Source organism: Streptomyces sp. NPDC096339, assembly GCF_044762985.1.
In the GTDB taxonomy this organism is placed as follows: domain Bacteria; phylum Actinomycetota; class Actinomycetes; order Streptomycetales; family Streptomycetaceae; genus Streptomyces.
The window spans coordinates 89,720-114,659 of record NZ_JBIWFI010000008.1 but is presented as its reverse complement, the minus strand read 5'-3'; the positions used below and the strand labels follow the sequence as shown (position 1 = coordinate 114,659).

The window sequence follows — 24,940 nt, the reverse complement described above, 5'->3', positions numbered from 1 at the left end:
CGCCATGTCCGGCATCCCCCTCGGGGTCCTCGATCTGATCCCGGTCGCGTCCGGTTCCACCGCCGCCGAGGCCCTCCACCGCAGCATCGACCTCGCCCGGCAGGCGGAAGGCTTCGGCTACGCCCGGTACTGGTTCGCCGAGCACCACCTCAACCCCGGGGTCGCGGGGACCTCCCCGGCCGTGGTCCTCGCGCTCACGGCCTCGGCGACGAGCACCATCCGGCTCGGCTCCGGGGCCGTGCAGCTCGGGCACCGCACCGCGCTGTCGACGGTCGAGGAATTCGGTCTGATCGACGCGCTGCACCCGGGCCGCATCGACCTGGGGCTGGGCCGTTCGGCGGGCCGGCCCCCGGCGCGCACCGGCGAGCCCGTACCGTCACCCGCCACCCCGGTCGTGGACGGCTACACGGCGAACGGGCTGCGCATCCCGGACCGGTTCTCCTTCGCGCACCTGCTCGGCCACCCCCGCGTCCTGCTCCAGCAGAAGCTGCTGAACCTGCCCGGCGCCCGGCCCCAGGACTACGCCGAGCAGGTCGACGACGTCCTCGCACTGCTGCGGGGCGAGTACCGGTCCCCGGAGGGGGTGGAGGCGCATGCCGTCCCCGGCGAGGGGGCCGACGTACAGGTGTGGATCCTCGGCAGCAGCGCTGGGGTGAGCGCGGAGGCGGCGGGAGGCAACGGGCTGCGGTTCGCGGCGAACTACCACGTCAGTCCCGCCTCGGTGCTGGAGGCCGCCGACGCCTACCGGGCCGCCTTCAAGCCGTCGGCCGAACTGGACCGGCCCTACCTGACCGTCTCCGCGGACGTGGTCGTCGCCGAGGACGACGAGACCGCCCGGGAGCTGGCCATCGGGTACGCGCCGTGGGTGCGCGGCATCCGCAGCGGCGAGGGCGCCATCGCCTACCCCACCCCGGCCGAGGCGCGCGCCCTGCCGTGGACCGACGCGGACCGGGCGCTGGTGGCCGACCGGGTGGAGACGCGGTTCGTGGGTTCGGCGCGGACGGTGGCCGATCACCTGGAGCGGCTCCAGGAGGCCACCGGCGCGGACGAGTTGCTGATCACCACCATCACCCACGACCACGCGGCCCGGGTCGACTCCTACCGACTGCTGGCCGAGGAGTGGGCCCGACGGTGAGGCCGGCACGAGTATGACGGAAGTCTGACGGACCGCCGCGGACCCTGGTCCCGCCGGGTCCGCGGTGGTCGAATCGCCGGGTGAGCACAGACGAACGCACCGCCCCCGACGGACGGGGCGCCCCCATCGGACGCCGGCTGGTCCTCGGGATGCTCGGCCTCGGCGGCGCCGGGCTGGTCGCCGCCCCGTACCTGCAGCGCGGCTTCGAGACCGTCACCAAGAAGGACCCGACCGGCCTCACCGGCCTGCTGCCGAACGGCGGCGGCTTCCGTTACTACTCGGTGGCCTCATCGGTGCCCGAGCGCGGACCCGCCGACTACCGCCTCACGGTCGGCGGGCTGGTCGATCGCCCGACGGCCTACACCCTGGACGCCCTGCGGCGGCTCCCCCAGACCCGGACGGTGCGGGACGTCCAGTGCGTGACGGGCTGGCGTGTCCCCGCCACCCCCTTCGAAGGGGTGCCGCTGTCCGTGCTGCTCGACGCCGCCGGAGTCCGGCCCGAGGCCACCGCCGTCCGCTTCGACTGCTTCGACGGTACGTACACGGAGAGTCTGACCATCCGGCAGGCCCGACGGGACGACGTGCTGGTGGCGTTGCGGATGCGAGACCGGCCTTTGACACACAGCCATGGCGGACCGGTGCGGCTGTATGTGGCACCGATGTATTTCTACAAGTCCGCCAAGTGGCTCTCCGGCATCACCCTCACCGAGAGGGTGGAGCCCGGCTACTGGGAGCACCTCGGCTACGACGTCGACGCGTGGGTCGGCCGATCGAACGGACGCGACGATGCCCCTACCGTCTGAGCCGCCGCGCCGGGTGCGCCGCTTCAGCCGCGCCGAGCGCTGGGTCCACCGGTCGACGGCGTCGCTCGCGCTGCTGTGCGTGGCCGGGGCGGGTTTCCTGTACCTGCCGCCGCTGGCGGAGCTGGTCGGCCGCCGGCATCTCGTGGTGACCGTGCACGAGTGGTCCGGACTGCTGCTCCCCGTCCCGTTCCTGCTGGGTCTGGCCTCCCCCGCCTTCCGCGCGGACCTGCGCCGGCTGAACCGCTTCGGGCCGCACGACGGCCAGTGGCTGCGGGCCGCGCTGCGGCGCGACCGCCTCGCACCCCGGCCCGCGGGCAAGTTCAACGCGGGGCAGAAGGTGTACGCGGGCTGGCTGGCCGGAGCGGTCCTCGTGATGCTCGGCACCGGGATCCTGATGTGGTTCACCGGTCTCGCGCCGCTGATCTGGCGGACCGGCGCCACCTTCGTCCACGACTGGCTCGCCCTGGCGCTCGTCGTGGTGCTCACCGGGCACATCGCCAAGGCGCTGGCGGACCCGGAGGCCCGGCGCGGCATGCGTACCGGATCCGTGGAACGGGCCTGGGCCGAGCGCGAGCACCCGCTGTGGAGTACCGACGACTGAGCCGGCCGGCACGGATCGCGTGCCGACCGGGTCATCGGCTTGTGCCGTCAGCCGCCGTCTCGGACCGCGACGATGCCGTTGAAGACGCCGACGTACGCCGTGCCGTCCGGGCCGAGGGTGATCGGGGCCCAGTTGTTGTCGTACAGCGGGCCGGTTCCGGTGAGCTTGCTCCAGCGCCGCTCACCGGAGCGGAAGTCCACGGCGGTGAGGTACCAGGCGTCGACGCCCCAGAAATTGGGCTGCTTCTCGTAGAAGTAGAGCAGTCCGTTGGCGGTGGAGAGCTTGGGGACGACGGAGGGAGCGCGGATCGCGCTCTCCCAGACCGTGTCGCAGCCGCTGCCGTCCGCGCGGACGTCGATGCGGCTGACGCCGCCGACGACCGACTTGCCCAGGAGCAGCGTCGTCACGTTCTCGTAGCCGTAGTTGTTCTCGACGACGATGCTGTTGCCCCAGGTGATCAGGGAGTTGTCGGTGGTCGAGGCGCCGGAGCCGAAGACCGGCACCTTGCAGACCAGCCGCTGGTCCGCGGGGACGTCCACGCCCCGCTTGTAGACCAGGACGTTCATCCGGTCGTCGGCGTTGTCGGTGATGGCGACGTAGCCGTTGCCGAAGAGGTCCGGGGTGGTGCCCGAACCCTGGTTCACGGAACCGGGCTTGGTGCCGGTGCCGCGGTCGTACGTCTGGCGCCACTGCACCACGGGGGTGCCGTCGGCGGCGGCTCGGAAGCTGTAGAGCGCGTGGTCGGAGACGATGGAGACACCGTCCTCGGCCACCGAGAAGGAGTTCTGGATCTCCTCACCCGCGAGCTGGACGGAACGGATCTGCGAGGTCGCCGGGTCCACGGTGCCGACGCGGCCCTGGCGGGTGACCCACCAGATGCGGCCGTTCCAGTCGGGCATCACGGAGGTGACGGGGTCGCAGGTGCCACTGGGCCACAGGTTGGTCCAGCTGACGCAGTCGTGCGGCACCTGACCGGTGAGGTCCCAGTCGTTGTCGACCGCGAACTTCCAGCTCCCGTCGGGGTTCTGGGAGTGGGACAGACGCAGGATGTGCTGGCGGGAGTCGGCCAGCACGGCCCGGTCCTGGTTGTCCAGGTAGAAGTACGCACCGCCCGAGGTGTCCTTGAAGATCTTCGAGAAGTCGAGCTGGGTGATGGCCTCGACCGTCGAGGAGCGCTGCGGGAGCTGGTACTCCGCCAGCGTGGCCAGCGTACGGGGCTCGAGGAGCTTGACCTTGAAGCCCGAGAAGGTCCCGCACACCGTGACGAGCCGGCCCCCGGAGTCGAAGGTGGCGGTGGCGCATTCGCCACCGAGGGCCGCGATGGCCTCGCTCTTGACCTGGGGGTTCTTGCCGAGCGGGCCCGACCAGGGCGAGGTGGCGCTGCCGCCCGCGTCGGAGTGCATGCCGCTGCGGCCGTTGGGAGCGAGGAACGGGTGCTGCGGGGGCGCCTCCCCCGGCAGCGGGGCGGCGGTGGCCGGGGCGCCCTCGTAGTTGCCGACCAGGCGGTGGCCGGGGGTCTTGGGTATGTCGTCGGCCCCGGCCGACGTGATGCCGTTGATCGTCGCGAACACGGCGACCACCGGTATCACGGCGCAGTTCAGCGCTCTTCGGAACATTCGGGCTTCCTCCCCTTCTCTTCGGCTTTGTTGACAATGTGTCTGACATCGCGCCGCCGCCAGACGCTAGATCGCCGTGCCCGAAGAGTCCATGGATGTGGCGGATGATTCACGAACGCGCAACAGTTGATCGACTTTCGGCATGGGAAGCCGGAGTCGCCGCCCGTCGGATGGGTCAGGGCCTGAGGCCGGAGACCACGTTCGCGGTGGCCGAGAGGCCGTCGTGGATGGTCGCGGCCATGCTGCTGCTCGCCAGGTAGAAGCCGAGCAGCACGCAGACGAGGGCGTGCGAGAACTTGAGGCCGCCGCTGCGCAGGAAGATCCACGCCAGGACGATCAGCAGGACGACCACCGAGAGGGAAATCACCATCGAAACCTCCTTGCTCGGCGCCATGTTGGCGCAGAGAGGGGTTGCTGCGGACGAACGAGGTGTCCGCCGAACGGGTGTTGACCGTCCGTGACGTCGATCCGGTCCTTGACGATCGGCCGGCGGGGAGCCGGAGAAAGGCTGGAGAAGGGCCGCGCCGACGTCTTGCCCGGCCCCCGATCCGCGTGCCATATATGTCTAGACCTTTCGGCCAAAGGAAGCGGAGGACGGCACCCGTGCGACGCACCACCCCCGCACTCGCCCTGTGCCTGGCCCTCGCGGCCACGGCTGCGGCCTGCACCGCCTCCGACACCACTCCGCCTTCCGCCCCCGCAGGTCTCACCGCCCAGGCCGGCAGCGCCACCAGCGTGCACGTCATGTGGGACGCCGCCGCCGAGGGCGAGGGGGTGAGCGGCTACCAGGTCTTCGAGGACGGCCGCCTCGTGCGCGAACTCCCGTCAGGGAAGACGATGGTGGACGTCACCGGCCTCGCCCCGGAGACCGGCTACACCTTCACGGTCCGCGCCCGGGACGCCGCCGGGAACCACTCGCGGCCGGGCGCCCCCGTGCGCGTTACGACTCCGGCGGCCAAGGCCGAGGACCGGCGGCCCCCCACCGCCCCGGCCACGGTCACGGCCCGCGCGACGGGCCCGCGGGCGGCCCTGGTGTCCTGGACCCCGGCGAGCGACGACACCGGCGTGACCGCCTACGACGTCTACCAGGGCGGCGTACGCGTCCACACCGCGGGCCCCGGCGCGAACGAGACCGCGCTGACCGGCCTCCAGCCCGACACCGCCTACACGTTCACGGTCCGGGCCCGGGACGGGGCCGACAACTCCTCCCCCGACGGCCCGGCCGTGGACGTGACGACCCCGCCCGCCCCCGGCACCGGCCCGGACACCGCCCCGGCCGGGTTCACCGCGACCGCCTCCCCGGGCGCGGTCACCCTCGGCTGGACCGCCCCGGACACCGGCCGCGCGACCAGCGAGTACGAGCTGTACGTCAACGGACGGGCCACCACCGTCATCCAGTTCGGGGCGGGCGCGGTCCCGAGCGGAAGGGCCGAGCACCGGCTGACCGTGAGCGAGCCCGCCGGCACCGTGTGGACGGTGAAACTGCGGGCCAGGCTGCCGGACGGGAAGTGGGGCGCCTTCTCCGCGGAGCGGACCATCACTCTCACGGGGTGAGTTTCGGCAACGATCTGGCCGGAATCGACTCTGTCGGATAAGAAGATCACGCACAATACATCCGTGTTCGGTGAGTACTCGGTCAACGACAATCAGGCAGGATCCGCCGGTGGCGATCCCGCGCGCACTCCGGCGACGGCGGCGGGGAACCTGCCGCCGGAGCCCTCGGGCTTCGTCGGCCGTGAGTGCGAACTGGCGTGCCTGCGCGAGCTGTTGGAGAACCGGCGGCTGATCACCCTCACCGGGGCGGGCGGTGTGGGCAAGTCCCGGCTCGCCCTGCGGGCCGTCTCCGACGCCATCGGGCCGAGGCCCGATGGCGTGTGGTGGGTCGAGCTCTCGCCGCTGCGCGACCCCGGCCTGCTCACCACGACCATCTCCCATGCCGTCGGCCTAGCCGACCACTCCTCGGGTTCCCTGGACGAGGAGTTGTGCGCCTGGATGGCGGACAAGCGGCTCCTGCTCGTGCTGGACACCTGCGAGCACCTGGTGACCGAATGCCGCCACCTGGTGGGTGAACTCCTGCAGTCGGCACCGGGCTTGACCGTCGTGGTCACCTCCCGCGAGCCGCTCGGCTCCCCGGGCGAGGAGGTCGTCGAGGTCCGCCCGCTGCCCTGCGAGGGGCCCGACAGCGACGCCCTCGCCCTCTTCCGCGCGCGTGCCCTCGCCGCGACCCCGCAGGCGGCGGCCGTGTTCGCGGACCCCGCCCGCACGGCGGTCGCCGCCGAGGTGTGCAGGCGTCTCGACGGCATCCCCCTCGCCCTCGAACTCGCGGGCGCCCGGATGCGGTTGTGGACGCTGGAGCAGATGGCCGAGCGGCTCGGCGAGCGCTTCAGCCTGCTGTCGGACACCCGGGCGTCCCGCGTGCCCCGGCACCAGACGATGCGCACCACGATCGGCTGGAGCCACGAGCTGTGCGAGCCTCTGGAACGGCTGCTGTGGGCCCGGTTGTCCGTGTTCTCGGGGGACTTCGACGTCGCCGCCGCCCGCGCGGTGTGCGCGGGCGGCCCGCTGGCCGCCTCGCGCGTGGAGCGCGTACTGGCGGGCCTGGTCGCGAAGTCGGTGGTGCTGCGCAGCGAGGAGCGCGGGGCGGGGTCCCGCTACCGGATGCTGGACACGATCCGCGAGTACGGGCACGACTGGCTGGCCGAGCTCGGCGAGGTCCAGATCGTCTCCGACCGGCACGCCCACTGGTACGCGGCGCTCTCCGAGGCCGCCGAACGGGGCTGGCTCGGCCCGGGCCAGGTCGACTGGTACCGCAGGATGACCGCCGAGCACGCACAGTTGCGCACGGCCCTGGAACACCTGCTGGGCACCGACCCGGAGGCCGCCCTGGGGATGGCCGGGGCCTTGTGGTTCTACTGGTTCTCCTGCGGGCACGTGCACGAGGGCCGGGGTTTCCTGGAACGGGCCCTGCGGGCCGCCCCGCACCCCGGACCGGCGCACAACCAGGCCCTGTGGGCGCTCGGACTCACCACGCTGCTCCAGGGCGACCTGGAGACGGCCGAGCGGCTCGGCGAGGAGTGCACGCGGGACGCGGCCCGTCTCTCCGACCCGGAGCGGGAACTGCGCGCGGCCTACCTCCACGGGGTGGCGCTGCTGATGCCGGGCGATCCCGTACGGGCCCTCGCGCTGACGGGCCCGCGGGCCCGGGCGGGCCACGGCGGGCGCACCGACGGCGCGGGGTGGCTGCTGTGCAAGCTGGCCACCGGCTACGCCCTGTGCGACCTGCGGCGGTTCGAGGAGGCGACGGAGGAGGCGCGGTCGCTGCGGGAGGCCTGCGCGGAGCTGGGCGAACGATGGCTACGGGCCTACGCGGACTACATCCTGGCGGTGGCGGCGCTGGGCCTCGGCGAACACGGCGAGGCGGCCCGGCACGTGCGGGCGATGCTGTCGGGGAAGCGGCTGCTCGGCGACCGCTTCGGGATCGCGCTGGGCCTCGACCTGCTGGCCGCGGCGGTGGCGGCGCTGGGCGACGGCGAACTGGCGGCGCGGCTGCTGGGCACCGGGCACGCCTGGTGGCGCACCGTGGGCCGGCCGCAGATGGGCTCGCCCTCGCTGACGGCCCTGCGGGACCAGGGCGAGCGGCAGGCCCGGGCGGCGATCGGCGACGCCGCGTACGAGACGGCCTTCCTGGGTGGCACTGCCGCACCCACCGGCTGACCGGCAGCCGGTGGGCGGCGTAACTCGTGGGCTCCCGTCAGTACGGGAGGGGTCTGCCCGACGGTGTGCGCAGATCCAGGTCTCGGGGAGCGGGCTTGGGGACGGGCTTGCGGATCAGCTGCTGGCGCATGCTGCCTCCTGGCTCAGACCAGGGCCGGGCGGCGGGGTTCCACCGTCTGGCCTTCGGGGAGCAGTTCACCGGTGTCGTCGAAGACGACCACGCCGTTGCAGAGCAGACTCCAGCCCTGTTCGGGATGGGAGGCCACGGTGCGGGCGGCGTCGTGATCGGCGCTGTCGGCGGACGGGCAGGGGGGCTGGTGGGAGCACATGGCGCACCTCCTCGCAAGTGTGGGGCGGGAGGGCCGGTGGTCACCCGGTCGAATCCGCGATCCACGGTGGCGGTGAGTATTACTGATCGCCACCCCCCGACGGAACCCATATTCGAGGTCCAGTTCAAGGTGTGTATGCCCGATTACCATGCGCTCATGCCCGTTATCCGGATCGTTCACCAGACTCCTCTGGCCCCTTCCGAATCATGGAAGAGGCTGACGGACTGGGCCGGACACGGCGCACAGGTCCCTCTCACGCGGACGATCATCGAGACGCCCGGCCCCACCCGCGTCGGAACGATCTTCACGGCTCGAACGGGCGTGGGCAGGGTCACATTCGACGACCCGATGGAAGTCGTCCTCTGGCACCCCCCGGAGGACTCCGGGCCGGGCCTCGTCCGCCTGGAGAAGCTCGGCCGCGCGGTGACGGGCTGGGCGGAGATCGAGATCCGCCCGTCCCCGGCCGGGGGCAGCGAGATCCTCTGGACCGAATTCCTCCGCCTCCGCGGCCTCCCCCGCTTCCTGGACCCCTTGGTCGCCAGAGCGGGCCACCGCCTCTTCACCCGGGCCATGAGCCGCCTCCTGGCCCGGGCCGCCCCCTGACACCGGCCCCGCGAGGCCCGGACGGGCCCCGGCTCCGGTCCGGGGCCGGGGACGGGGCCCACAGGCCCGGCAAGGGCCGCAGACCCGAGCAACCCCCGAGGCCTGCGGCCCCGGGGGTTGCCACCGCCGAGGCACAGCGCCTAGCGGATCGGCATGCCGGAGAGGGTGCGGGCGATGACGAGCCGCTGGATCTCGCTCGTACCCTCGAAGATCGTGTAGATCGCGCTGTCCCGGTGCATGCGCTCCACCGGGTACTCCCGGGTGAACCCGTTGCCGCCGAGGATCTGGACCGCCTGGGCGGTGACCTTCTTCGCCACCTCGCTCGCGAAGAGCTTCGACATCGAGCCCTCCGCCGAGGTGAACGGCCGGCCCGCGACCGCCATCCACGAGGCGCGCCACACCAGCAGCCGGGCGGCGTCGATCTGCGTCCGCATGTCGGCGAGCTGGAAGGCCACGCCCTGGTTGTCGATGATCGGGCGGCCGAACTGGGTACGGGTCTTCGCGTAGTCCAGGGCCACCTCGTACGCCGCGCGCGCCGTGCCCACCGCCATCGCGCCGACGGCCGGCCGGGAGGCCTCGAAGGTGGCCATGGCGGCGTTCTTCACGCGCTCCCCGCCCCCGCTGCGTGCCCGCTCGCGCGCCCGCGCCAGCCGCTCGTCCAGCTTCTCCTTGCCGCCGAGCAGGCAGGAACCCGGAACCCGTACGTCCTCCAGCACCACCTCGGCGGTGTGCGAGGCACGGATCCCGTGCTTCTTGAACTTCTGCCCCTGGGACAGCCCCGGGGTGTTCGGCGGGACGATGAAGGAGGCGTGCCCCTTGGTGCCCAGCTCCGGGTCGACCACGGCCACGACGATGTGGACGTTGGCGATGCCGCCGTTGGTCGCCCAGGTCTTGGTGCCGTTCAGCACCCACTCGTCCTTGGCCTGGTCGTAGACGGCCCGGGTGCGCATGGCCCCGACGTCCGACCCGGCGTCCGGCTCGGAGGAGCAGAAGGCGGCCACCTTCACGTCGTCCGGGGTGCCGTACATCTGCGGGATCCAGGTGCCGATCTGCTCCTCGGTGCCGTTGGCGACGACGCCGATGGCCGCGAGACCGGTGCCCACGATGGACAGGGCGATGCCCGCGTCGCCCCAGAAGAGCTCCTCCATCGCCATCGGGATGCCGAGGCCCGTCGGGTCGAAGAACTGCTGGGCGTAGAAGTCGAGGGAGTAGATGCCGACCTTGGCGGCCTCCTGGATGACGGGCCAGGGAGTCTCCTCGCGCTCGTCCCATTCCGCGGCGGCCGGGCGGATCACGTCGGCGGCGAAGCCGTGGATCCACTCCTGCACCTGCTTCTGGTCCTCGCTCAGCTCCATGGTGAACTCCGCCATGTCCCCTCCACCTGTCCTACTCGTTCTCGTCCCAGCGCGGGTTACCAGCAGTAACCCGTACGTTCGCCACAGTCTGTTACCGGCGAGTAAGCACTGTCAAGCGCGGCCGAAGGAGGTACGGCCGATGGGATCGACGAGGTGTCCGGGGTGTTACGTTGCGTGGGCGTCACGCACATCGCAAGGGCGGGGAGAGAAACACGTCATGGAGACCACGCAGCAGGCCGGCGAGCCCGGCGCGGCCGATCGCCGGCGCCGGGAACTGCTCGAGGCGGCGGACCGGGTCGTGCTCAGGGACGGCCCCAAGGCCTCCATGAACGCCATCGCCGCCGAGGCCGGCATCACCAAGCCGATCCTCTACCGCCACTTCGGTGACAAGGCGGGCCTCTACCAGGCGCTCGCCGTCCGGCACACGGACGCCCTGCTGGACTCGCTGCGGGCCGCGCTCGACGCCCCGGCCGAACGCCGGAGCCGGGTGGAGCACACCCTGGACACCTACCTGGCCGCCATCGAGGCCCGCCCGCAGGTCTACCGCTTCCTGATGCACCCGGCCGAGGACTCCCACAGCGCGGAGCGCGGCTTCGACGTGGGCCTGCACTCGGCGCCGCTGCTGCGCAGGCTCGGCGAGGAACTGGCGCAGGTGATCGGCGAGCGGGTCGACCTCGGCCCCGGCGGGGAGCGCCTGGCCCGGGTCTGGGGGCACGGCATCGTCGGCATGATGCACGCGGCCGGCGACTGGTGGCTGGGCGAACGCCCCTGCGAGCGCGCGGAACTGGTGGCCGCCCTCACCGACCTCCTCTGGGGCCGCCTCTCCACCGCCGGCAACCGCCAGGACGGCCCGGGCTTCTGACCCTCGCGCCTCCCCGGCCCCGCCGGGGCAAATCCAGCCTCGCCGGCGTTTGAGGCGCGGGTCCGGGCGGAGCCCGGTGCCCGGCGGAGCCGGGTTTCCCGGGGGGGCCGGGGTCAGCCGCGCAGCGCAGCCGCGCCCCAGGGGGTTTTGCGGATGGCACGCCGCAGGCGACGGGCGCGGAGCCCCGTGACCCGGTCCGCGTACACCGCACCGGCAAGGTGATCGCACTCGTGCTGCAGGCACCGCGCGAAGAACCCCGTCCCCTCGATCCGCACGGCGGCGCCGTCCGAGGTGACCCCCTCCACGACCGCCCGGTCGAACCGCGCCGTGCCAGCCTCCAGCCCAGGGAGCGACAGGCAGCCTTCCGGTCCGAGGAACTCGTCCCCGTCCGCGGCGACCAGCCGCGGGTTCACGATGTGGCCGACGTGCCGCACGTCCTCGTCGTCCGGGCAGTCGTACACGAACACCCGCTGCCCCACGCCGATCTGGTTCGCGGCGAGCCCGACGCCCTCCGCGGCGTACATCGTCGCGAACATGTCCTCGATGAGCCGGTCGAGGGCCGGGCCGAATTCGGTGACCTCCGCACAAGCGGAATGCAGCACCGGATCGCCCAGGAGGCTCATGGTGCGGACGTGACCGTTGGTACCTGGGATGGGGCGCTGTCGCATGGCCGTAAGGGTACGACGGGCGAATATATGAGGAGATCTGCCGTGGCGTTGGGGCGCCGCGGTCAAGGCCCCGGCAGGTACTGGATAGGCTGGGGCCGACCGACGCAAGGAGGACAAGGGACGATGGCAGGCAACACGGAGCCGCTTTCGCCGCGGGCCAAGCTGGCCGTGACGGCGGGCAAGGCCGCGGCGGCGGTGTCGCGGGCCGCGGGACGCGGAAGCGGATCGGTGATCGGAGGCAAGGTCGCTCTCAGGCTCGACCCCGATCTCCTCGGAGCACTCGCGCAGCATCTCGATGTCGTCCTCGTCTCCGCGACGAACGGCAAGACCACGACGACCCGACTGATCGCGGAGGCCCTGCGGGCCAGCGGTCCGGTCGTCTCCAACGCGCTGGGCGCGAACATGCCGGCCGGCATCACCTCGGCCCTCGCCGGCGGCTCGGACGCCAAGTACGGCGTCATCGAGGTCGACGAGAAGTACCTGGCGGGCGTGGCCCGGGACGTCACCCCCAAGGTGATCGCCCTGCTGAACCTCTCCCGCGACCAGCTGGACCGCGCCGCCGAGACCCGCATGCTCGCGGAGAAGTGGCGCGAGGGCCTGGAGGGTTCGAAGGCGACCATCGTCGCGAACTGCGACGACCCGCTGATCGTGTGGTCCGCGTCCTCCTCGCAGAACGTGGTCTGGGTCGCGGCGGGCCAGGAGTGGAAGGACGACGCCTGGTCGTGCCCCTCCTGCGGTGGCGTCATGCAGCGCCCGGGCGACGACTGGTTCTGCGGCGAGTGCGGTTTCCGCCGCCCCACCCCCACCTGGGTTCTCTCGGGCGACCACGTGCTGGACCCGCACGGTTCGGCCTGGCCGATCCACCTCCAGCTGCCCGGCCGCGCCAACAAGGCGAACGCCGCGACCTCGGCGGCCGTCGCCGCGGTCTTCGGCGTCCCGCCGCAGGTCGCGCTGGAGCGGATGTACCAGGTGCAGGCCGTCGCCGGCCGTTACGACGTGGTGAACTTCCAGGGCCGTGAGCTGCGGCTCCTCCTCGCGAAGAACCCGGCGGGCTGGCTCGAAACGTTTTCCCTGATCGATCCCCCGCCCACGCCGGTGATCCTCTCGGTGAACGCGCGCGGCGCCGACGGCACCGACACCTCCTGGCTGTGGGACGTGGACTACCCGCGCCTGGCCGGCCACCCGATCTTCGTGATCGGCGACCGCAAGCTGGACCTGGCGGTCCGCCTGGAGGTCGCGGGGCTGGAGTTCCGGGTGTGCGAGACCCTCGACGAGGCCGTGCAGCTCGCGCCGCCCGGTCAGATCGAGCTGATCGCGAACTACACCGCCTTCCAGGACGTCCGCCGCCGCGTCGGCAACTAGCACCCTCAAGGACAGATGAGCATGAGCGACAACAGCCTGCGTCTGGTGTGGGTCTACCCCGACCTGCTGAGCACGTACGGAGACCAGGGCAACGCCCTCGTGGTGGAGCGCCGGGCGCGCCAGCGCGGTCTGGACGTCCAGCGCGTGGACGTGCGCAGCGACCAGCCGATCCCCACCTCGGGTGACATCTACCTGATCGGTGGCGGCGAGGACCGGCCGCAGCGGCTGGCCGCGGAGCGCCTGCTGCGCGACGGCGGCCTGGAGCGCGCCGTCTCGAACGGGGCGATCGTCTTCTCCGTCTGTGCCGGTTACCAGATCCTCGGCAAGGAGTTCGTCAACGACATGGGCCAGCGCCAGGAGGGGCTGGGCCTGCTCGACGTCGTCACCGTGCGCGGTGAGGGCGAGCGGTGCGTCGGCGACGTCCTCGCGGACATCGACCCGCGGCTCGGCCTGCCGCAGCTGACGGGCTTCGAGAACCACCAGGGCGTGACCCACCTGGGTCCGACGGCGAAGCCGTTCGCCCGGGTGTCGATGGGCCGCGGCAACGGCACCGGCGACGGCACCGAAGGCGCGTACAACGACACGGTGTTCGGCACGTACATGCACGGCCCCGTGATGGCCCGCAACCCGCTGATCGCGGACCTGCTGCTCAAGCTGGCCCTCGACGTGAACGCCCTGCCGCCCATAGACGACCGGTGGTACGAGGCGCTGCGCGCGGAGCGCATCGCGGCGGCGACGCAGCCCGCGTAGCGCGCCCGCACCAGCCGTTCGGCCCGGTTTCCCCTGGTGGGAACCGGGCCGACGTGCGTTCGCACGACCTTTGGGAAGAGGATGTGGAGGATGGTTCAGTCCACCCTCTTTCCGCTTGTAGGGTGACGGGTAGTTCCAACCGGACGACGTGGTCCGGTCGTCGGCCCACGTTGCAAAGGTCTCCCCTGCCATGCGCATAGGTGTGCTCACTTCCGGTGGCGACTGCCCCGGCCTCAACGCCGTCATCCGTTCCGTCGTGCACCGCGCCGTCGTGGACCACGGCGACGAGGTGATCGGCTTCCTCGACGGCTGGAAGGGCCTGCTGGAGGCGGACTACCGCAAGCTCGACCTCGACGCCGTGGCGGGCATCCTCGCCCGCGGCGGCACGATCCTCGGCTCCTCCAGGGTCCAGCCCGCGCACCTGCGCGACGGTGTGGAGCGCGCCCGCGGCCACGTCGCGGACCTCGGCCTCGACGCGATCATCCCCATCGGCGGCGAGGGCACCCTGAAGGCCGCGAACCTCCTCTCCCAGGCCGGTCTGCCCATCGTGGGCGTCCCGAAGACCATCGACAACGACATCGCGTCGACCGACGTCACCTTCGGCTTCGACACCGCCGTCGGCGTCGCCACCGAGGCCCTGGACCGGCTGAAGACCACCGCCGAGTCCCACCAGCGCGTGATGGTGGTGGAGGTCATGGGCCGCCACACCGGCTGGATCGCCCTGCACTCGGGCATGGCGGCCGGCGCGCACGCGATCGTGGTCCCTGAGCGCCCCTTCGACATCGAGCAGCTGACGCGGATCGTCGGCGAGCGCTTCTCCGCGGGCAAGCGGTTCGCGATCGTCGTGGTCGCCGAGGGCGCCAAGCCGAAGCCCGGCTCGATGGAGCTGGAACAGGGCGGCACCGACATCTACGGCCACGAGCGGTTCGCCGGCATCGGCAACCGGCTGGCGGTGGAGCTGGAGAACCGTCTGGGCAAGGAGGCCCGGCCGGTGATCCTGGGCCACGTCCAGCGCGGCGGCACGCCCACCGCCTACGACCGGGTGCTGGCCACCCGCTTCGGCTGGCACGCCGTCGAGGCGGCGCACCGGGGCGAGTTCGGCATGCTGACGGCGCTGCGCGGCACGGAGATCGAGATGGTGCCGCTGGCGGAGGCGACCTCGACCCTCAAGACGGTTCCGGCGCAGCGCTACGAAGAGGCGCAGACGGTTCTGTGACGCCCTTTCGGGGGCTTTTGCCCTGATGCCGCCCCCGCGCGCAGCAGCGTTCGGGGGCGGCACTACTGTGGTGGGGCAGCACAGTCAAGGGAGTGAACAGATGGATCACAGCGGGCACGGCATGGACATGAACATGGACATGGACCTGCCGCCCTTCACTCTCGGACGCGGGTTGGAGTTCTCCTTCGACTCCTTCTTCCTGTTCGGCTCGCTGATCGGCCTCGCGCTCTACGGGTGGGGCGTGCTGCGGCTGCGCCGCCGCGGGGACTCCTGGTCGACGGGCAGGACGATCGCGTTCACGGTCGGCGTCCTGACCGTGGTGCTGGTGATGTGCACCAAGCTGAACGACTACGGCATGGTCATGTTCAGCGTGCACATGGTCCAGCACATGGTGATCAGCATGATCACCCCGATCCTGCTGCTGCTCGGGGCGCCGATGACGCTGGCGCTGCGCGCCCTGCCGCCCGCCGCGCGCGGTCACAAGGGTCCGCGCGAGCTGCTCCTGATGCTGCTGCACAGCCGGTACATGCGGATCATCACGCACCCGGCCTTCACGATCCCGATGTTCATCGCGAGCCTGTACGCCCTGTACTTCACCCCGCTCTTCGACTTCCTGATGGGGAGCCGGACGGGGCACATCGCGATGATGGTCCACTTCCTCGCGGTGGGCATCGTGTTCTTCTGGCCGATCATGGGCGTCGACCCGGGCCCGCACCGGCCCGGCTACGTCATGCGGATGCTGGAACTCTTCGCGGGCATGCCGTTCCACGCCTTCTTCGGCATCGCGCTGATGATGGCGAGCCAGCCGATGGTCAAGACGTACTCGAACCCGCCGGCCTCCCTCGGGATCGACCCGCTGCTCGACCAGCAGTGGGGCGGCGGCATCGCCTGGGCGTTCAGCGAGATCCCCTCGGTGCTGGTGCTGATCGCGCTGATGTACCAGTGGTACCACTCGGAGCAGCGGGCGGCGAAGCGCGCCGACCGCGCCGCCGACCGGGACGGTGACCAGGAGCTTGCGGCGTACAACTCGTATCTCGCCTCGCTCCGCGCGCGTGGCCAGTAGCGGAACCACGCCTTCGCGCGCCACCATGGGGCATGACCGGATCCGTGAAGGCGATGGCCATCCTGACCTTCGCCGCCCTGGTGGCCGTCGCCACGTACTCCGTGGCCCTCGGCAGCAACGGCTGGCTTTGGTTCGGCTGGATCGTGCTGGGGATGATCACCGTCGGCATGGCGGCCTCGCGCAACGGGTGACCGGGCGGTAGGAACCCGCCGAGCGCCTGCGGACGCCGGCCAGGCCGCCGACCCGCGGTGCCCTGCCGCACGACCCCGCCGGTGGGGCGGGTCAGTTGATCACGCCGTCGCCCGGCAGTGTAGAAAGAGTGCTCGTACGACCGGTTCGGTCGACACATCACGCACATTTTCGGGGGGAATCCGACCATGCGCACACGCACGCTCCGCACGACCTTCACGTCCCTGCTCGTCGCCTCGGCGGTGACCGTCCTGGTCCCGTCGCCGGCGTCGGCCGCCGATCCCGGCCAGTGCATGACCAGCGCGACCGGCCGCTCCGAGGACCTGCGGCCCGGCCGGCAGCTCGCCCCGGGCACGAGCCTGATCCCCACGCCCGGCAAGGCCGAGCTGGTCATGCAGCCCGACGGGAACCTCGTCGTGTACGCGCCCGGCCGGCCGGGCGGCTACAAGCTCCCGCTGTGGAGCAGCGGCACGTACGGCAACCCGGGCGCCTACGCCCTCATGCAGGACGACGGCAACTTCGTCGTCTACCGCCAGGGCGGCGGCCCCCGGACGGGCGGCGCCCTGTGGGACTCGGCGACGTACGGCTCCCGGGCCAACACCTACATGGCCGCCTCGATCAAGGACAACGGCGAGCTCAGTGTGAGCGGCCGCAGCGAGCAGACCTGGAGGTCGGGCACCGAAGAGTGGCACGTCAGGCTGTGCTCCACCGACCCGTCCTGGAGTCGGGGCCTCTGGGCCCAGTCCGCCACCGCCTGGCTGGTGCTCCAGCGGGACAACAACCTCGTCATGTACCGCAAGAGCGACGGCAAGGCCATCTGGAGCAGCGGCACCTACGCCGGCCGGAACGCCCTGAACCTGGAGATGGGGGACAACGGCAACCTGACCCTGCGTGAGTACGGGCTCAACGGCACGGTCCGCTGGAGCACCGGCACGGGCGGCAACACCGGCGCCTACGCCCTGCTCCAGGACGACGGCAACTTCGTCGTCTACAAGAAGGACGGCGGCCCCGGCAAGGGCGGCGCCCTCTGGGCCACCGGCACCTACGACAAGATCTGACCGCTCCGCGGGGCGGATGCCGAGGGGCGGGGTGCGACGGGCACCCCGCCCCTCCTGCGTACGGCGGCCCCGGCCCACCCGAGCCGGTTCCGGCTCCCCCTCCCCCTCCCCCTCCGGTCCGGGACTGACCGTACGTAAGATGTCCGTGACAACGGGATGTCGACGGGAGCGCCCTGGTGTTCTACCACTTGCTCAAGCACGTGTTCCTCGGCCCACTGCTGCGGCTGCTGTTCCGACCCCGGATCGAGGGACTGGAGAACATCCCCGAGGAGGGCGCCGCGATCGTCGCGGGCAACCACCTGTCGTTCTCCGACCATTTCCTGATGCCGGCGATCCTCAAGCGCCGGATCACCTTCCTCGCGAAGGCCGAGTACTTCACCGGCCCCGGGGTGAAGGGCCGGCTGACCGCCGCCTTCTTCCGCAGCGCCGGGCAGATCCCGGTGGACCGCTCCGGCAAGGACGCCGGGCAGGCCGCGCTGCGGGAGGGGCTGGGGGTGCTGGCCAAGGACGAACTGCTCGGCATCTACCCGGAGGGGACGCGCTCGCACGACGGCCGGCTCTACAAGGGCAAGGTGGGCGTGGCCGCGATGGCGCTGGGCGCGGGGGTGCCGGTGATTCCGTGCGCGATGGTCGGGACCTTCGAGATCCAGCCCCCCGGGCAGAAGATCCCGAACATCCGGCGGGTGACCATCCGCTTCGGCCGGCCGCTGGACTTCTCCCGGTACGAGGGTCTGGAGGGCGAGCGGGCCGTGCTGCGGGCCGTCACCGACGAGATCATGTACGCGATCCTCGAACTCTCCGGCCAGGAGTACGTCGACCGGTACGCGGCCGAGGTCAAGGCCGAGGAGGAGGAAGCACGGAAGAAGGCCCGGCGCTCCTCACGCTGAGCCTTCTCCCGTACGTCACTGCCGCTCCCGGTCCTTAACGGATGGCCGGGAGCTCCTCACGCGCCGGGAACACGGAGTTCGCCGGTGCGGCGTCGGACGTCAGCGCCCGGGCCGCGGCGGGGGCCGGGGCGACCGGGGCGGCGTGCGGGTCGCACGTCACGTCCTGGGCGTCGACCTTGCCGGTCAGCAGGTAGGCGTCGACCCGCGTGTTGATGCAGGGGTTCACCAGGCTGGTGACACCGTGCGAGCCGGCGTTCTTCTCGGTGATCAGACGCGAGCCGCCGAGACGGCGGTGCAGCTCGACCCCGCCCTCGTACGGCGTGGCCGCGTCGCGCTCGGACTGGACGATCAGGACCGGCGGCAGACCGCGCTTGGCGTTCGCGCCGACCTCGATCGGGTTGCTCTGCTTGGACTTCCAGGTCGCGCAGGGCAGGTTCATCCACGCGTTGGACCAGGTCAGGAACGGGTACTTCTCGTGCAGCTTGGAGTTGTCCCGGTCCCACTTGGACCAGCTGGTGGGCCACTTGGCGTCGGCGCACTCGACCGCGGTGTAGACGGCGTTGCCGTTCTCCGAGGCCGCGTTGCCCGCGATGTCCGTCATGTCCGGGGCGATGGCGTCGATGAGCGCCTGCTCGTCACCGGCGGCCCAGGCCGCGAAGGTCTGGGCGACGGGCACCCACGAGGAGTCGTAGTACGGCGCGCCCTGGAAGAAGCCGATGAGCTCCGCCGGGCCGACGATCCCGCCGAGCGGGTGCGCCTTGGCCTTGGCACGCAGCTCCTGGTACTTGGCCTCGACCTTGGCGCGCGTGTCGCCGAGGTGGAAGGTGGCGTCGTTCTTGGCGACCCAGTCCTGCCAGTCGTTCCAGCGCGTCTGGAAGGCGACGTCCTGGCCGAGGTTGGCCTCGTACCAGATGTTGTCCTGCGCCGGGTTGACCACGCTGTCGACGATCATGCGGCGCACGTGGTTCGGGAACAGGGTCGCGTAGACCCCGCCGATGTAGGTGCCGTAGGAGACGCCGAGGAAGTTCAGCTTCTTCTCACCGAGGGCGGCCCGGATGACGTCCAGGTCGCGCGCGGTGTTCGGAGTCGTCATGTACGGCAGCATCTCGCCGCTGCGCTCCTTGCAGCCGTCCGCGTACTCCGCGGCGAGCTTGCGCTGGGCGCTCTTGTCGGCCGCGGAGTCCGGGACCGGGTCGGCCTTGGGGGCCTTCACGAACTCCTGCGGGTCGACGCAGGAGATCGGCGCCGAGTGTCCGACACCGCGCGGGTCGAAGCCGACGAAGTCGTACGCCTTGGCGGTGTTGACCCACAGCGGGCTCTTGGTGGTGGACCGGCGCGGGAAGCGCATGCCCGAACCGCCGGGGCCGCCGGGGTTGTAGACGAGCGCGCCCTGGCGCTCTTCCTTGGTGCCGGTGCTGACCGCGCGGTCGACCGCGATGTCGATGGTCTTGCCGAAGGGCTTGGCGTAGTCGAGCGGGACCTTGACCCAGCCGCACTGGATCGGGGCCGCGAAGCCCCAGTCGGCCGGGCAGTCCTTCCATTCGATCCCGGTACGGGCGGCGCGGGCGGCGGCGAGCTGTACGCCCAGCGCCTCCGGGAGCCCGTTGTCACGGCCGGCGGTGGCCGCCGAGGCCGGCGTGGCGAGCAGCAAGCTCGCCGCCAGCGTTCCGGTGATCAGTGTGGCGGCGCTCCCCAGCGCCGCGTTGCGTATCACGTGGTTGATCCCCCTGCGTCAGATACGGCACGGACCGCCGGGTGCGGCGGTCCGCGTGCAGGGGGATCCTTGCGCCTTACCGGGAGTTGGCGACAGGGTCGGTTCGACTTCTTTGCCAACCCGATAACCGGAAAGGTGTGTACCGCTGAGCGGTGTCTGCTTCGTCCCGTGTTCGCCTCCGGGTCACCAGGCGTAGGTGGCGCGGGCCTCCTCCAGCAGGGCGCGCAGCGCGAGCGCGTCCGGGGCGAGGGCCGTGACCAGGACCGCGGGGCCGGCCAGCGGGGTCACCGCCGCGAACTCGCCCAGCGTCCCGGCCTGCGGCGGCTGCCCTGTGAAGTCCGGGTTCACGACGAGGAGTTGCCCGAGGACCCGGTGTCCGGCGAGGACCGCCGGGCCGTCCCATCCGTTCGGGGCCCCCGGTCCGCAGGCGACCTCCTGGTCCAGCAGGGGCCGCTCGTCCCGGGTGACGGTGAGGCGGCTGCGCAGCAGACCCGGGGCCTCACCGCTGCGGCCCAGCACCTGCTCCTCGCGCAGCAGCAGCCGGGCGGTGGGGGCCAGCTCCACCCGTGTGTGCACGCGCAGTTCGCTGCCGCGTACGGAGACCAGCGGCTCCGGCAGCCAGCGCGCGGACGCCCCGTCGTCCAGGGTCAGGTGTACGTCGTACCGCGCGGGTTCGCCGCCCCGGCCGGGCAGGGCCAGGGTGGCCGCCGCCGAGCCGAGCGCGAGGTTCGCCCCGGGCCCGACGGCGGCCTCGACGGTGAGGTGGTCCCCGCCGAGGGGGGCGCTCATGGCCCCGACCAGCATCACGCCGGCCACGGCTCCGGCGCCCCGGGTGCGGCGCAGCGCGAGCGGTCCTTCGCCGGCCAGCAGCGGCAGGGCGGTGCCGCCCCGCCCGTCGGCGGTTGCGCGGATGCGGGCGGTGGCCCGTACGCCGGCCGGGGGCGGGCCCAGGGGCGGTGCGCTGGTCACCGGGCGCTCCAGGCGGCGATGCGCTCGCGCACCCAGTCCGCCACCGGACCCACCCCTTCGGCTCCGCGCAGCGACTGGAAGGCGACGGGCAGTTCGCCGCGCTGGTCGGCGGCGTCGCGCGCCATCCGGCCGAGGTCGGAGCCGACGTGCGGGGCGAGGTCGGTCTTGTTGACGACGAGGAGGTCCGCGGTGGTGACGCCGGGGCCGCCCTTGCGGGGGATGTCGTCGCCGCCCGCCACGTCGATGACGAAGATCTGGGCGTCGACGAGTCCGCGGGAGAAGGTGGCGGTGAGGTTGTCCCCGCCGGACTCGACGAGGATCAGGTCCAGCCGGCCGTTCTCCCGGAAGGTCTCCTCCAGTTCCTCGACGGCCTCCAGGTTGGCGGAGATGTCGTCGCGGATGGCGGTGTGCGGGCAGGCCCCGGTCTCGACGGCGGCGATCCGCTCGGGGGGCAGGACGGCCTCGCGCAGCAGGAACTCGGCGTCCTCCCGGGTGTAGATGTCGTTGGTGACGACGGCCATGGAGAGCTCGCTGCGCAGGGCGCGGCACAGGGCGGCGACGGTGGCGGTCTTTCCGGAGCCGACGGGTCCGCCCAGGCCGATCCGCAGGGCGCGCCGGGTGCCGTCGGGCCGTAGCGGGTCGGCGCTGTGGGTGTGCCGCTGGGGATAGGTCACGGCGTGGTCGAGGTGCATGGGGGTCTCCTTGGGGATTCAGGAAGCGAAGAGGCGTACCGGCCAGTCGGCATGGACCTGCGCCGAGATGTCCAGCAGCGGCGAGGAGGCCGCGGGCAGCGCGTCCAGGCCCTCGGAGCGGGCCAGCAGCGCGGCCGCGGCCGCCTCGGCGCAGACACCGTCGAGTTCGGGGGCGAGGCGGGCCAGTACCCCGCTCGCCTCGAAGGGGTCCAGGCCGAGCAGGCGTACGGTCGCGGTGGCGGGACCGCTGACGCTCTCGTACGCCGCCACGTGCGCGGCGTCGAGAGGCCTGAGCCCCGCCGCCCGGGCGGTGACCCCGAGCACCACGGGCTGGTGGGCCCCGCGCGGGAAGGCCGCCGCCAAGGCGTCCAGTTCGGGCGCCGGCCAGGTGGCCCGGGCGGCGCGCAGCAGCTGCCGTCCGAGCCTGCGGGCCGCTGAACGCAGCGCGGGCGAGGGGGTGCGGGCGTCGGCGGCGGCGTCGAGTGCGGCCGGGTCGAGCCCGAGGGCGGCGGCCGCGGTGAGGGCGGCCGCGGTGAGCCCGGAGGTGTGCAGCCGGCCCCGGCAGAACTCCTCCAGGGTGGCGGCGTCGTGGATCCGGCCCGCCTTGCAGGCGGCCTCCGCCCCGCCGGAGTGGGCGTGCCCTCCGGCGGGGAAGCGGCCGTCGGCGAGGACGAGCAGTGCGGCGAGGCTCATCGGTCCGTGCCCATCAGAAGAGGAAGTATCTCTGCGCCATGGGCAGTTCCGCCGCGGGCGCGGGCTCCACGGCCTCGCCGTCGATGGTGACGGTGAAGGTGTCGGCGTCGACCTCGACCCTCGGCATGGCGTCGTTGTTCCGCATGTCCGCCTTGGAGACCTTGCGGGTGTTCTCGATGGCCGTGAAGGTCTTGCCCAGGCCGAGCCGTTCGGGCAGTCCGTCGTCGAGGGCCGCCTGCGCGGTGAAGTTGAGCGAGTTCAGGGCGGGTGCGCTTCCGGTGCCGCCGAACATCGGACGGGGCAGGACGGGCTGCGGGGTGGGGATGGAGGCGTTGGCGTCGCCCATCTGCGCGTAGGCGATCTGGCCGCCCTTGATGACCAGTTCGGGCTTGACGCCGAAGAAGGCGGGGTTCCACAGCACCAGGTCGGCGAGTTTGCCGTTCTCCACCGAGCCGATGTCGCGGGCGAGTCCCTGGGCCACGGCGGGGTTGATCGTGTACTTGGCGACGTAGCGGCGGGCGCGGTGGTTGTCGGCGGGTCCGTCGCCGGGGAGGAAGCCGCGCCGCTTCTTCATCACGTGGGCGGTCTGCCAGGTGCGCATCACGACCTCGCCGACCCGGCCCATGGCCTGGGAGTCAGAGGAGATGATGGAGATGGCCCCGAGGTCGTGCAGGACGTCCTCTGCGGCGATGGTCGAGGGCCGGATCCGGGATTCGGCGAAGGCGAGGTCCTCGGGGACGGCCGGGTTGAGGTGGTGGCAGACCATCAGCATGTCGAGGTGTTCCTCGACGGTGTTGACGGTGTGCGGCCGGGTCGGGTTGGTGGAGCTGGGCAGGACGTTCGGCTCGGAGACCACCGAGATGATGTCGGGTGCGTGCCCGCCGCCGGCGCCCTCGGTGTGGTACGAGTGGATGGTCCGCCCCGCGATGGCGGCGAGGGTGTCGGCGACGAAGCCGGCCTCGTTGAGGGTGTCGGTGTGGATGGCGACCTGGGCGCCGGTCTCCTCGCAGACACTCAGGCAGGCGTCTATGACGGCGGGGGTGGAGCCCCAGTCCTCGTGGATCTTGAATCCGAGTGCGCCGCCCCGCAGTTGGGAGTGCATGGCCTCGCGGGACATCGTGTTGCCCTTGCCGAGCAGGCCGATGTTGACCGGGTAGGCCTCCAGCGCCGCGAACATCCGGGCCAGGTGCCAGGGTCCGGGGGTGACGGTGGTGGCCTTGGAGCCTTCGGCCGGTCCGGTGCCGCCGCCGACGAGGGTGGTGATCCCGGAGGCGAGCGCCGCTTCGATGACCGTCGGGGAGATGAAGTGCACGTGCGCGTCTATGGCGCCGGCGGTGACGATCTTGCCGTTGCCCGCGATGATCTCGGTCTCGGGGCCGATGACGAGTGCGGGATCCACCCCGTCCATGGTGTCGGGGTTGCCGGCCTTGCCGATGCCGCAGATCCGGCCGTCGCGGATGCCGACGTCGGCCTTGACGATGCCCCAGTGGTCGAGGACGACGACCCCGGTGATCACGGTGTCGGGTGCGCCCTCCGCCCGGGTGGTACGGGCCTGCCCCATGGACTCGCGGATCACTTTGCCGCCACCGAACACGGCCTCGTCGCCGGCCCGTCCGGGGCCGCCGGCCAGGTCCTGTTCGATCTCGACGAAGAGGTCCGTGTCTGCGAGCCGGATCCGGTCGCCCGTGGTCGGCCCGAAGAGGTCGGCGTACACCTGTCGGGAGATCTCAGACATCGAGCGGCCCTCCGGTCTCGCCGCGCAGACCCGGTACGGTGCGCAGCCCGGCCAGCGGTACGAGGTCCACCGCGACCGGGATGCCCGGCTCGAAGCGGACGGCCGTGCCGGCGGCGATGTCGAGGCGCAGCCCGCGGGCGGCGAGCCGGTCGAACTCGAGGCCGGGATTGACCTCGGCGAAGTGGTAGTGGGAGCCGACCTGGACGGGCCGGTCGGCGGCGTTGAGCACGGTGAGGCGGGTGACGGGGCGGCCCTCGTTGAGGAGCACCGGTCCGTCCCCGTAGGCGATCTCGCCCGGGATCATGCGGGTGACTCCCCTTCAGACGATCGGGTCGTGGACGGTGACGAGCTTGGTGCCGTCCGGGAAGGTCGCTTCCACCTGGACGTCGTGGATCATCTCGGGAATCCCCTCCATGACCTCCTCGCGCGTCAGGACGGTACGGCCTGAGGCCATCAGCTCGGCCACGGTCCGGCCGTCTCGGGCCCCTTCGAGGATGTGCGAGGTGATCAGCGCGATCGCCTCGGGATGGTTGAGGCGCACCCCGCGCGCCTTCCGTTTCTCGGCCACGTCCGCGGCCACGTGGATGAGCAGTCTCTCCTGCTCATGCGGTGTCAATTGCACACGTCTCACCTAGTTTCCGGGACAAGGTCAACTTCGAGCACGGCGACCCTAGCGGCCTTCAACACTTTGTTGACCTGCACATATCCGAGCCAAGCGTCTCTTGCCCAACGCGGGGGAAGGCTTTCCGTCCCGACCACCGTCGCTTTACCGGTCCATGGGTGATCATTGGCGGTCGAGCGTTACCCCACGGTAGGGGCCGCGCTTTTCCGGCGAGTTAACCCACGTTTCCGGCAGGCAACCGGTTCGATCCGGTGGTCCGCGGACCGTCGTTCCGTATACGGAGCTCCACTCGGAATGCCCACTG

The 24,940-nt window shown here is 71.7% G+C and carries 26 protein-coding genes; 14 read left to right on the top strand and 12 right to left on the bottom strand.

The features are described 5' to 3' along the window. Nucleotides 1–4 precede the first annotated feature (4 nt). The 3 genes from ACIQ5Y_RS14090 (at nucleotide 5) to ACIQ5Y_RS14080 (ending at nucleotide 2,539) form a co-directional block, all read left to right on the top strand. Nucleotides 5–1,135 (top strand): LLM class flavin-dependent oxidoreductase, encoded by a 1,131-nt coding sequence (locus tag ACIQ5Y_RS14090; RefSeq protein WP_403879449.1) that lies wholly within the window; start codon nucleotides 5–7, stop codon nucleotides 1,133–1,135. 80 nt (nucleotides 1,136–1,215) lie between these two features. Continuing rightward, complete coding sequence (locus ACIQ5Y_RS14085; protein ID WP_403879447.1) at nucleotides 1,216–1,938, top strand: molybdopterin-dependent oxidoreductase; 723 nt, start codon at nucleotides 1,216–1,218, stop codon at nucleotides 1,936–1,938. Further along, complete coding sequence (locus tag ACIQ5Y_RS14080; protein WP_403879445.1) at nucleotides 1,922–2,539, top strand: cytochrome b/b6 domain-containing protein; 618 nt, start codon at nucleotides 1,922–1,924, stop codon at nucleotides 2,537–2,539. The genes ACIQ5Y_RS14085 and ACIQ5Y_RS14080 overlap by 17 nt, the downstream gene beginning before the upstream one ends. Nucleotides 2,540–2,586: 47 nt before the next feature. On the opposite strand, the gene ACIQ5Y_RS14075 is transcribed toward ACIQ5Y_RS14080, so the two are convergent. Together ACIQ5Y_RS14075 and ACIQ5Y_RS14070 are read right to left on the bottom strand one after the other, a co-directional pair. Beyond that, entirely contained in the window at nucleotides 2,587–4,155 is a 1,569-nt protein-coding gene (locus tag ACIQ5Y_RS14075) for a hypothetical protein (RefSeq protein ID WP_403879443.1), read from the bottom strand. A gap of 175 nt (nucleotides 4,156–4,330) precedes the next feature. After that, the gene (locus ACIQ5Y_RS14070) at nucleotides 4,331–4,525 is read right to left on the bottom strand and encodes a hypothetical protein (RefSeq protein WP_403879441.1); all 195 of its coding nucleotides are present in this window, start codon (nucleotides 4,523–4,525) and stop codon (nucleotides 4,331–4,333) included. A 233-nt stretch (nucleotides 4,526–4,758) separates the two neighbouring features. Between ACIQ5Y_RS14070 and ACIQ5Y_RS14065 the strand changes: the two genes are divergently transcribed. Next, a complete protein-coding gene (locus ACIQ5Y_RS14065; RefSeq protein WP_403879439.1) occupies nucleotides 4,759–5,709 on the top strand; it encodes a fibronectin type III domain-containing protein in 951 nt (316 codons plus the stop codon). A gap of 63 nt (nucleotides 5,710–5,772) precedes the next feature. Then, a complete protein-coding gene (locus ACIQ5Y_RS14060; RefSeq protein WP_403879437.1) occupies nucleotides 5,773–7,869 on the top strand; it encodes an ATP-binding protein in 2,097 nt (698 codons plus the stop codon). A gap of 143 nt (nucleotides 7,870–8,012) precedes the next feature. Here ACIQ5Y_RS14060 and ACIQ5Y_RS14055 read toward each other — a convergent pair whose 3' ends face one another. Next, the gene (locus ACIQ5Y_RS14055; protein WP_365170754.1) at nucleotides 8,013–8,198 is read right to left on the bottom strand and encodes a DUF5999 family protein; all 186 of its coding nucleotides are present in this window, start codon (nucleotides 8,196–8,198) and stop codon (nucleotides 8,013–8,015) included. 321 nt (nucleotides 8,199–8,519) lie between these two features. Here ACIQ5Y_RS14055 and ACIQ5Y_RS14050 point away from each other — a divergent pair, with 321 nt between their 5' ends. After that, nucleotides 8,520–8,801, top strand: a complete 282-nt coding sequence (locus ACIQ5Y_RS14050) for a hypothetical protein (protein ID WP_403879435.1) — start codon at nucleotides 8,520–8,522, stop codon at nucleotides 8,799–8,801. Nucleotides 8,802–8,941: 140 nt separating this feature from the next. Here the strand turns inward: ACIQ5Y_RS14050 and ACIQ5Y_RS14045 are convergent, their stop codons facing one another. Continuing rightward, a complete protein-coding gene (locus ACIQ5Y_RS14045; protein WP_403879433.1) occupies nucleotides 8,942–10,171 on the bottom strand; it encodes an acyl-CoA dehydrogenase family protein in 1,230 nt (409 codons plus the stop codon). A gap of 202 nt (nucleotides 10,172–10,373) precedes the next feature. Here ACIQ5Y_RS14045 and ACIQ5Y_RS14040 point away from each other — a divergent pair, with 202 nt between their 5' ends. Continuing rightward, entirely contained in the window at nucleotides 10,374–11,018 is a 645-nt protein-coding gene (locus ACIQ5Y_RS14040; RefSeq protein ID WP_403879431.1) for a TetR family transcriptional regulator, read from the top strand. 113 nt (nucleotides 11,019–11,131) lie between these two features. Here the strand turns inward: ACIQ5Y_RS14040 and def are convergent, their stop codons facing one another. Continuing rightward, the gene (gene def, locus ACIQ5Y_RS14035; protein WP_403879429.1) at nucleotides 11,132–11,686 is read right to left on the bottom strand and encodes a peptide deformylase; all 555 of its coding nucleotides are present in this window, start codon (nucleotides 11,684–11,686) and stop codon (nucleotides 11,132–11,134) included. Nucleotides 11,687–11,809: 123 nt separating this feature from the next. Between def and ACIQ5Y_RS14030 the strand changes: the two genes are divergently transcribed. The 7 genes from ACIQ5Y_RS14030 to ACIQ5Y_RS14000 all read left to right on the top strand — a co-directional run bounded on the left by ACIQ5Y_RS14030 (nucleotide 11,810) and on the right by ACIQ5Y_RS14000 (nucleotide 18,211). Next, nucleotides 11,810–13,048, top strand: a complete 1,239-nt coding sequence (locus ACIQ5Y_RS14030) for a MurT ligase domain-containing protein (protein WP_403879427.1) — start codon at nucleotides 11,810–11,812, stop codon at nucleotides 13,046–13,048. A 21-nt stretch (nucleotides 13,049–13,069) separates the two neighbouring features. Further along, on the top strand, nucleotides 13,070–13,798 hold the full coding sequence (locus tag ACIQ5Y_RS14025) for a type 1 glutamine amidotransferase (RefSeq protein ID WP_403879426.1): 729 nt from the start codon (nucleotides 13,070–13,072) through the stop codon (nucleotides 13,796–13,798). Nucleotides 13,799–13,988: 190 nt separating this feature from the next. Further along, nucleotides 13,989–15,014 (top strand): 6-phosphofructokinase, encoded by a 1,026-nt coding sequence (locus tag ACIQ5Y_RS14020; protein WP_403879424.1) that lies wholly within the window; start codon nucleotides 13,989–13,991, stop codon nucleotides 15,012–15,014. A 100-nt stretch (nucleotides 15,015–15,114) separates the two neighbouring features. Then, on the top strand, nucleotides 15,115–16,077 hold the full coding sequence (locus tag ACIQ5Y_RS14015) for a cytochrome c oxidase assembly protein (RefSeq protein WP_403879422.1): 963 nt from the start codon (nucleotides 15,115–15,117) through the stop codon (nucleotides 16,075–16,077). A 32-nt stretch (nucleotides 16,078–16,109) separates the two neighbouring features. Then, nucleotides 16,110–16,268: a hypothetical protein gene (locus ACIQ5Y_RS14010; RefSeq protein ID WP_403879420.1), complete on the top strand. Its 159-nt coding sequence runs from the start codon at nucleotides 16,110–16,112 to the stop codon at nucleotides 16,266–16,268. 186 nt (nucleotides 16,269–16,454) lie between these two features. Continuing rightward, on the top strand, nucleotides 16,455–17,324 hold the full coding sequence (locus ACIQ5Y_RS14005) for a hypothetical protein (RefSeq protein ID WP_403879418.1): 870 nt from the start codon (nucleotides 16,455–16,457) through the stop codon (nucleotides 17,322–17,324). A 176-nt stretch (nucleotides 17,325–17,500) separates the two neighbouring features. After that, nucleotides 17,501–18,211, top strand: coding sequence for a lysophospholipid acyltransferase family protein (locus tag ACIQ5Y_RS14000; protein ID WP_403879416.1), 711 nt, complete (start codon nucleotides 17,501–17,503; stop codon nucleotides 18,209–18,211). Between the two features lie 34 nt (nucleotides 18,212–18,245). On the opposite strand, the gene ACIQ5Y_RS13995 is transcribed toward ACIQ5Y_RS14000, so the two are convergent. The 7 genes from ACIQ5Y_RS13995 to ACIQ5Y_RS13965 all read right to left on the bottom strand — a co-directional run bounded on the left by ACIQ5Y_RS13995 (nucleotide 18,246) and on the right by ACIQ5Y_RS13965 (nucleotide 24,636). Next, entirely contained in the window at nucleotides 18,246–19,925 is a 1,680-nt protein-coding gene (locus ACIQ5Y_RS13995) for an alpha/beta hydrolase (protein ID WP_403879414.1), read from the bottom strand. A 183-nt stretch (nucleotides 19,926–20,108) separates the two neighbouring features. After that, the gene (locus ACIQ5Y_RS13990; RefSeq protein ID WP_403879412.1) at nucleotides 20,109–20,894 is read right to left on the bottom strand and encodes an urease accessory protein UreD; all 786 of its coding nucleotides are present in this window, start codon (nucleotides 20,892–20,894) and stop codon (nucleotides 20,109–20,111) included. Then, nucleotides 20,891–21,586, bottom strand: a complete 696-nt coding sequence (gene ureG, locus ACIQ5Y_RS13985) for an urease accessory protein UreG (RefSeq protein WP_403879410.1) — start codon at nucleotides 21,584–21,586, stop codon at nucleotides 20,891–20,893. The genes ACIQ5Y_RS13990 and ureG overlap by 4 nt, the downstream gene beginning before the upstream one ends. An 18-nt stretch (nucleotides 21,587–21,604) precedes the next feature. Beyond that, nucleotides 21,605–22,279 carry an urease accessory protein UreF gene (locus ACIQ5Y_RS13980; protein ID WP_403879408.1) on the bottom strand — a complete coding sequence of 225 codons (675 nt, stop codon included), beginning with the start codon at nucleotides 22,277–22,279 and terminating at the stop codon, nucleotides 21,605–21,607. A gap of 13 nt (nucleotides 22,280–22,292) precedes the next feature. After that, nucleotides 22,293–24,014 (bottom strand): urease subunit alpha, encoded by a 1,722-nt coding sequence (locus ACIQ5Y_RS13975; protein ID WP_403879406.1) that lies wholly within the window; start codon nucleotides 24,012–24,014, stop codon nucleotides 22,293–22,295. Continuing rightward, nucleotides 24,007–24,318: an urease subunit beta gene (locus tag ACIQ5Y_RS13970; protein WP_376657125.1), complete on the bottom strand. Its 312-nt coding sequence runs from the start codon at nucleotides 24,316–24,318 to the stop codon at nucleotides 24,007–24,009. The genes ACIQ5Y_RS13975 and ACIQ5Y_RS13970 overlap by 8 nt, the downstream gene beginning before the upstream one ends. Before the next feature lie 15 nt (nucleotides 24,319–24,333). Next, entirely contained in the window at nucleotides 24,334–24,636 is a 303-nt protein-coding gene (locus ACIQ5Y_RS13965) for an urease subunit gamma (RefSeq protein ID WP_384593923.1), read from the bottom strand. Nucleotides 24,637–24,940 lie beyond the last annotated feature (304 nt).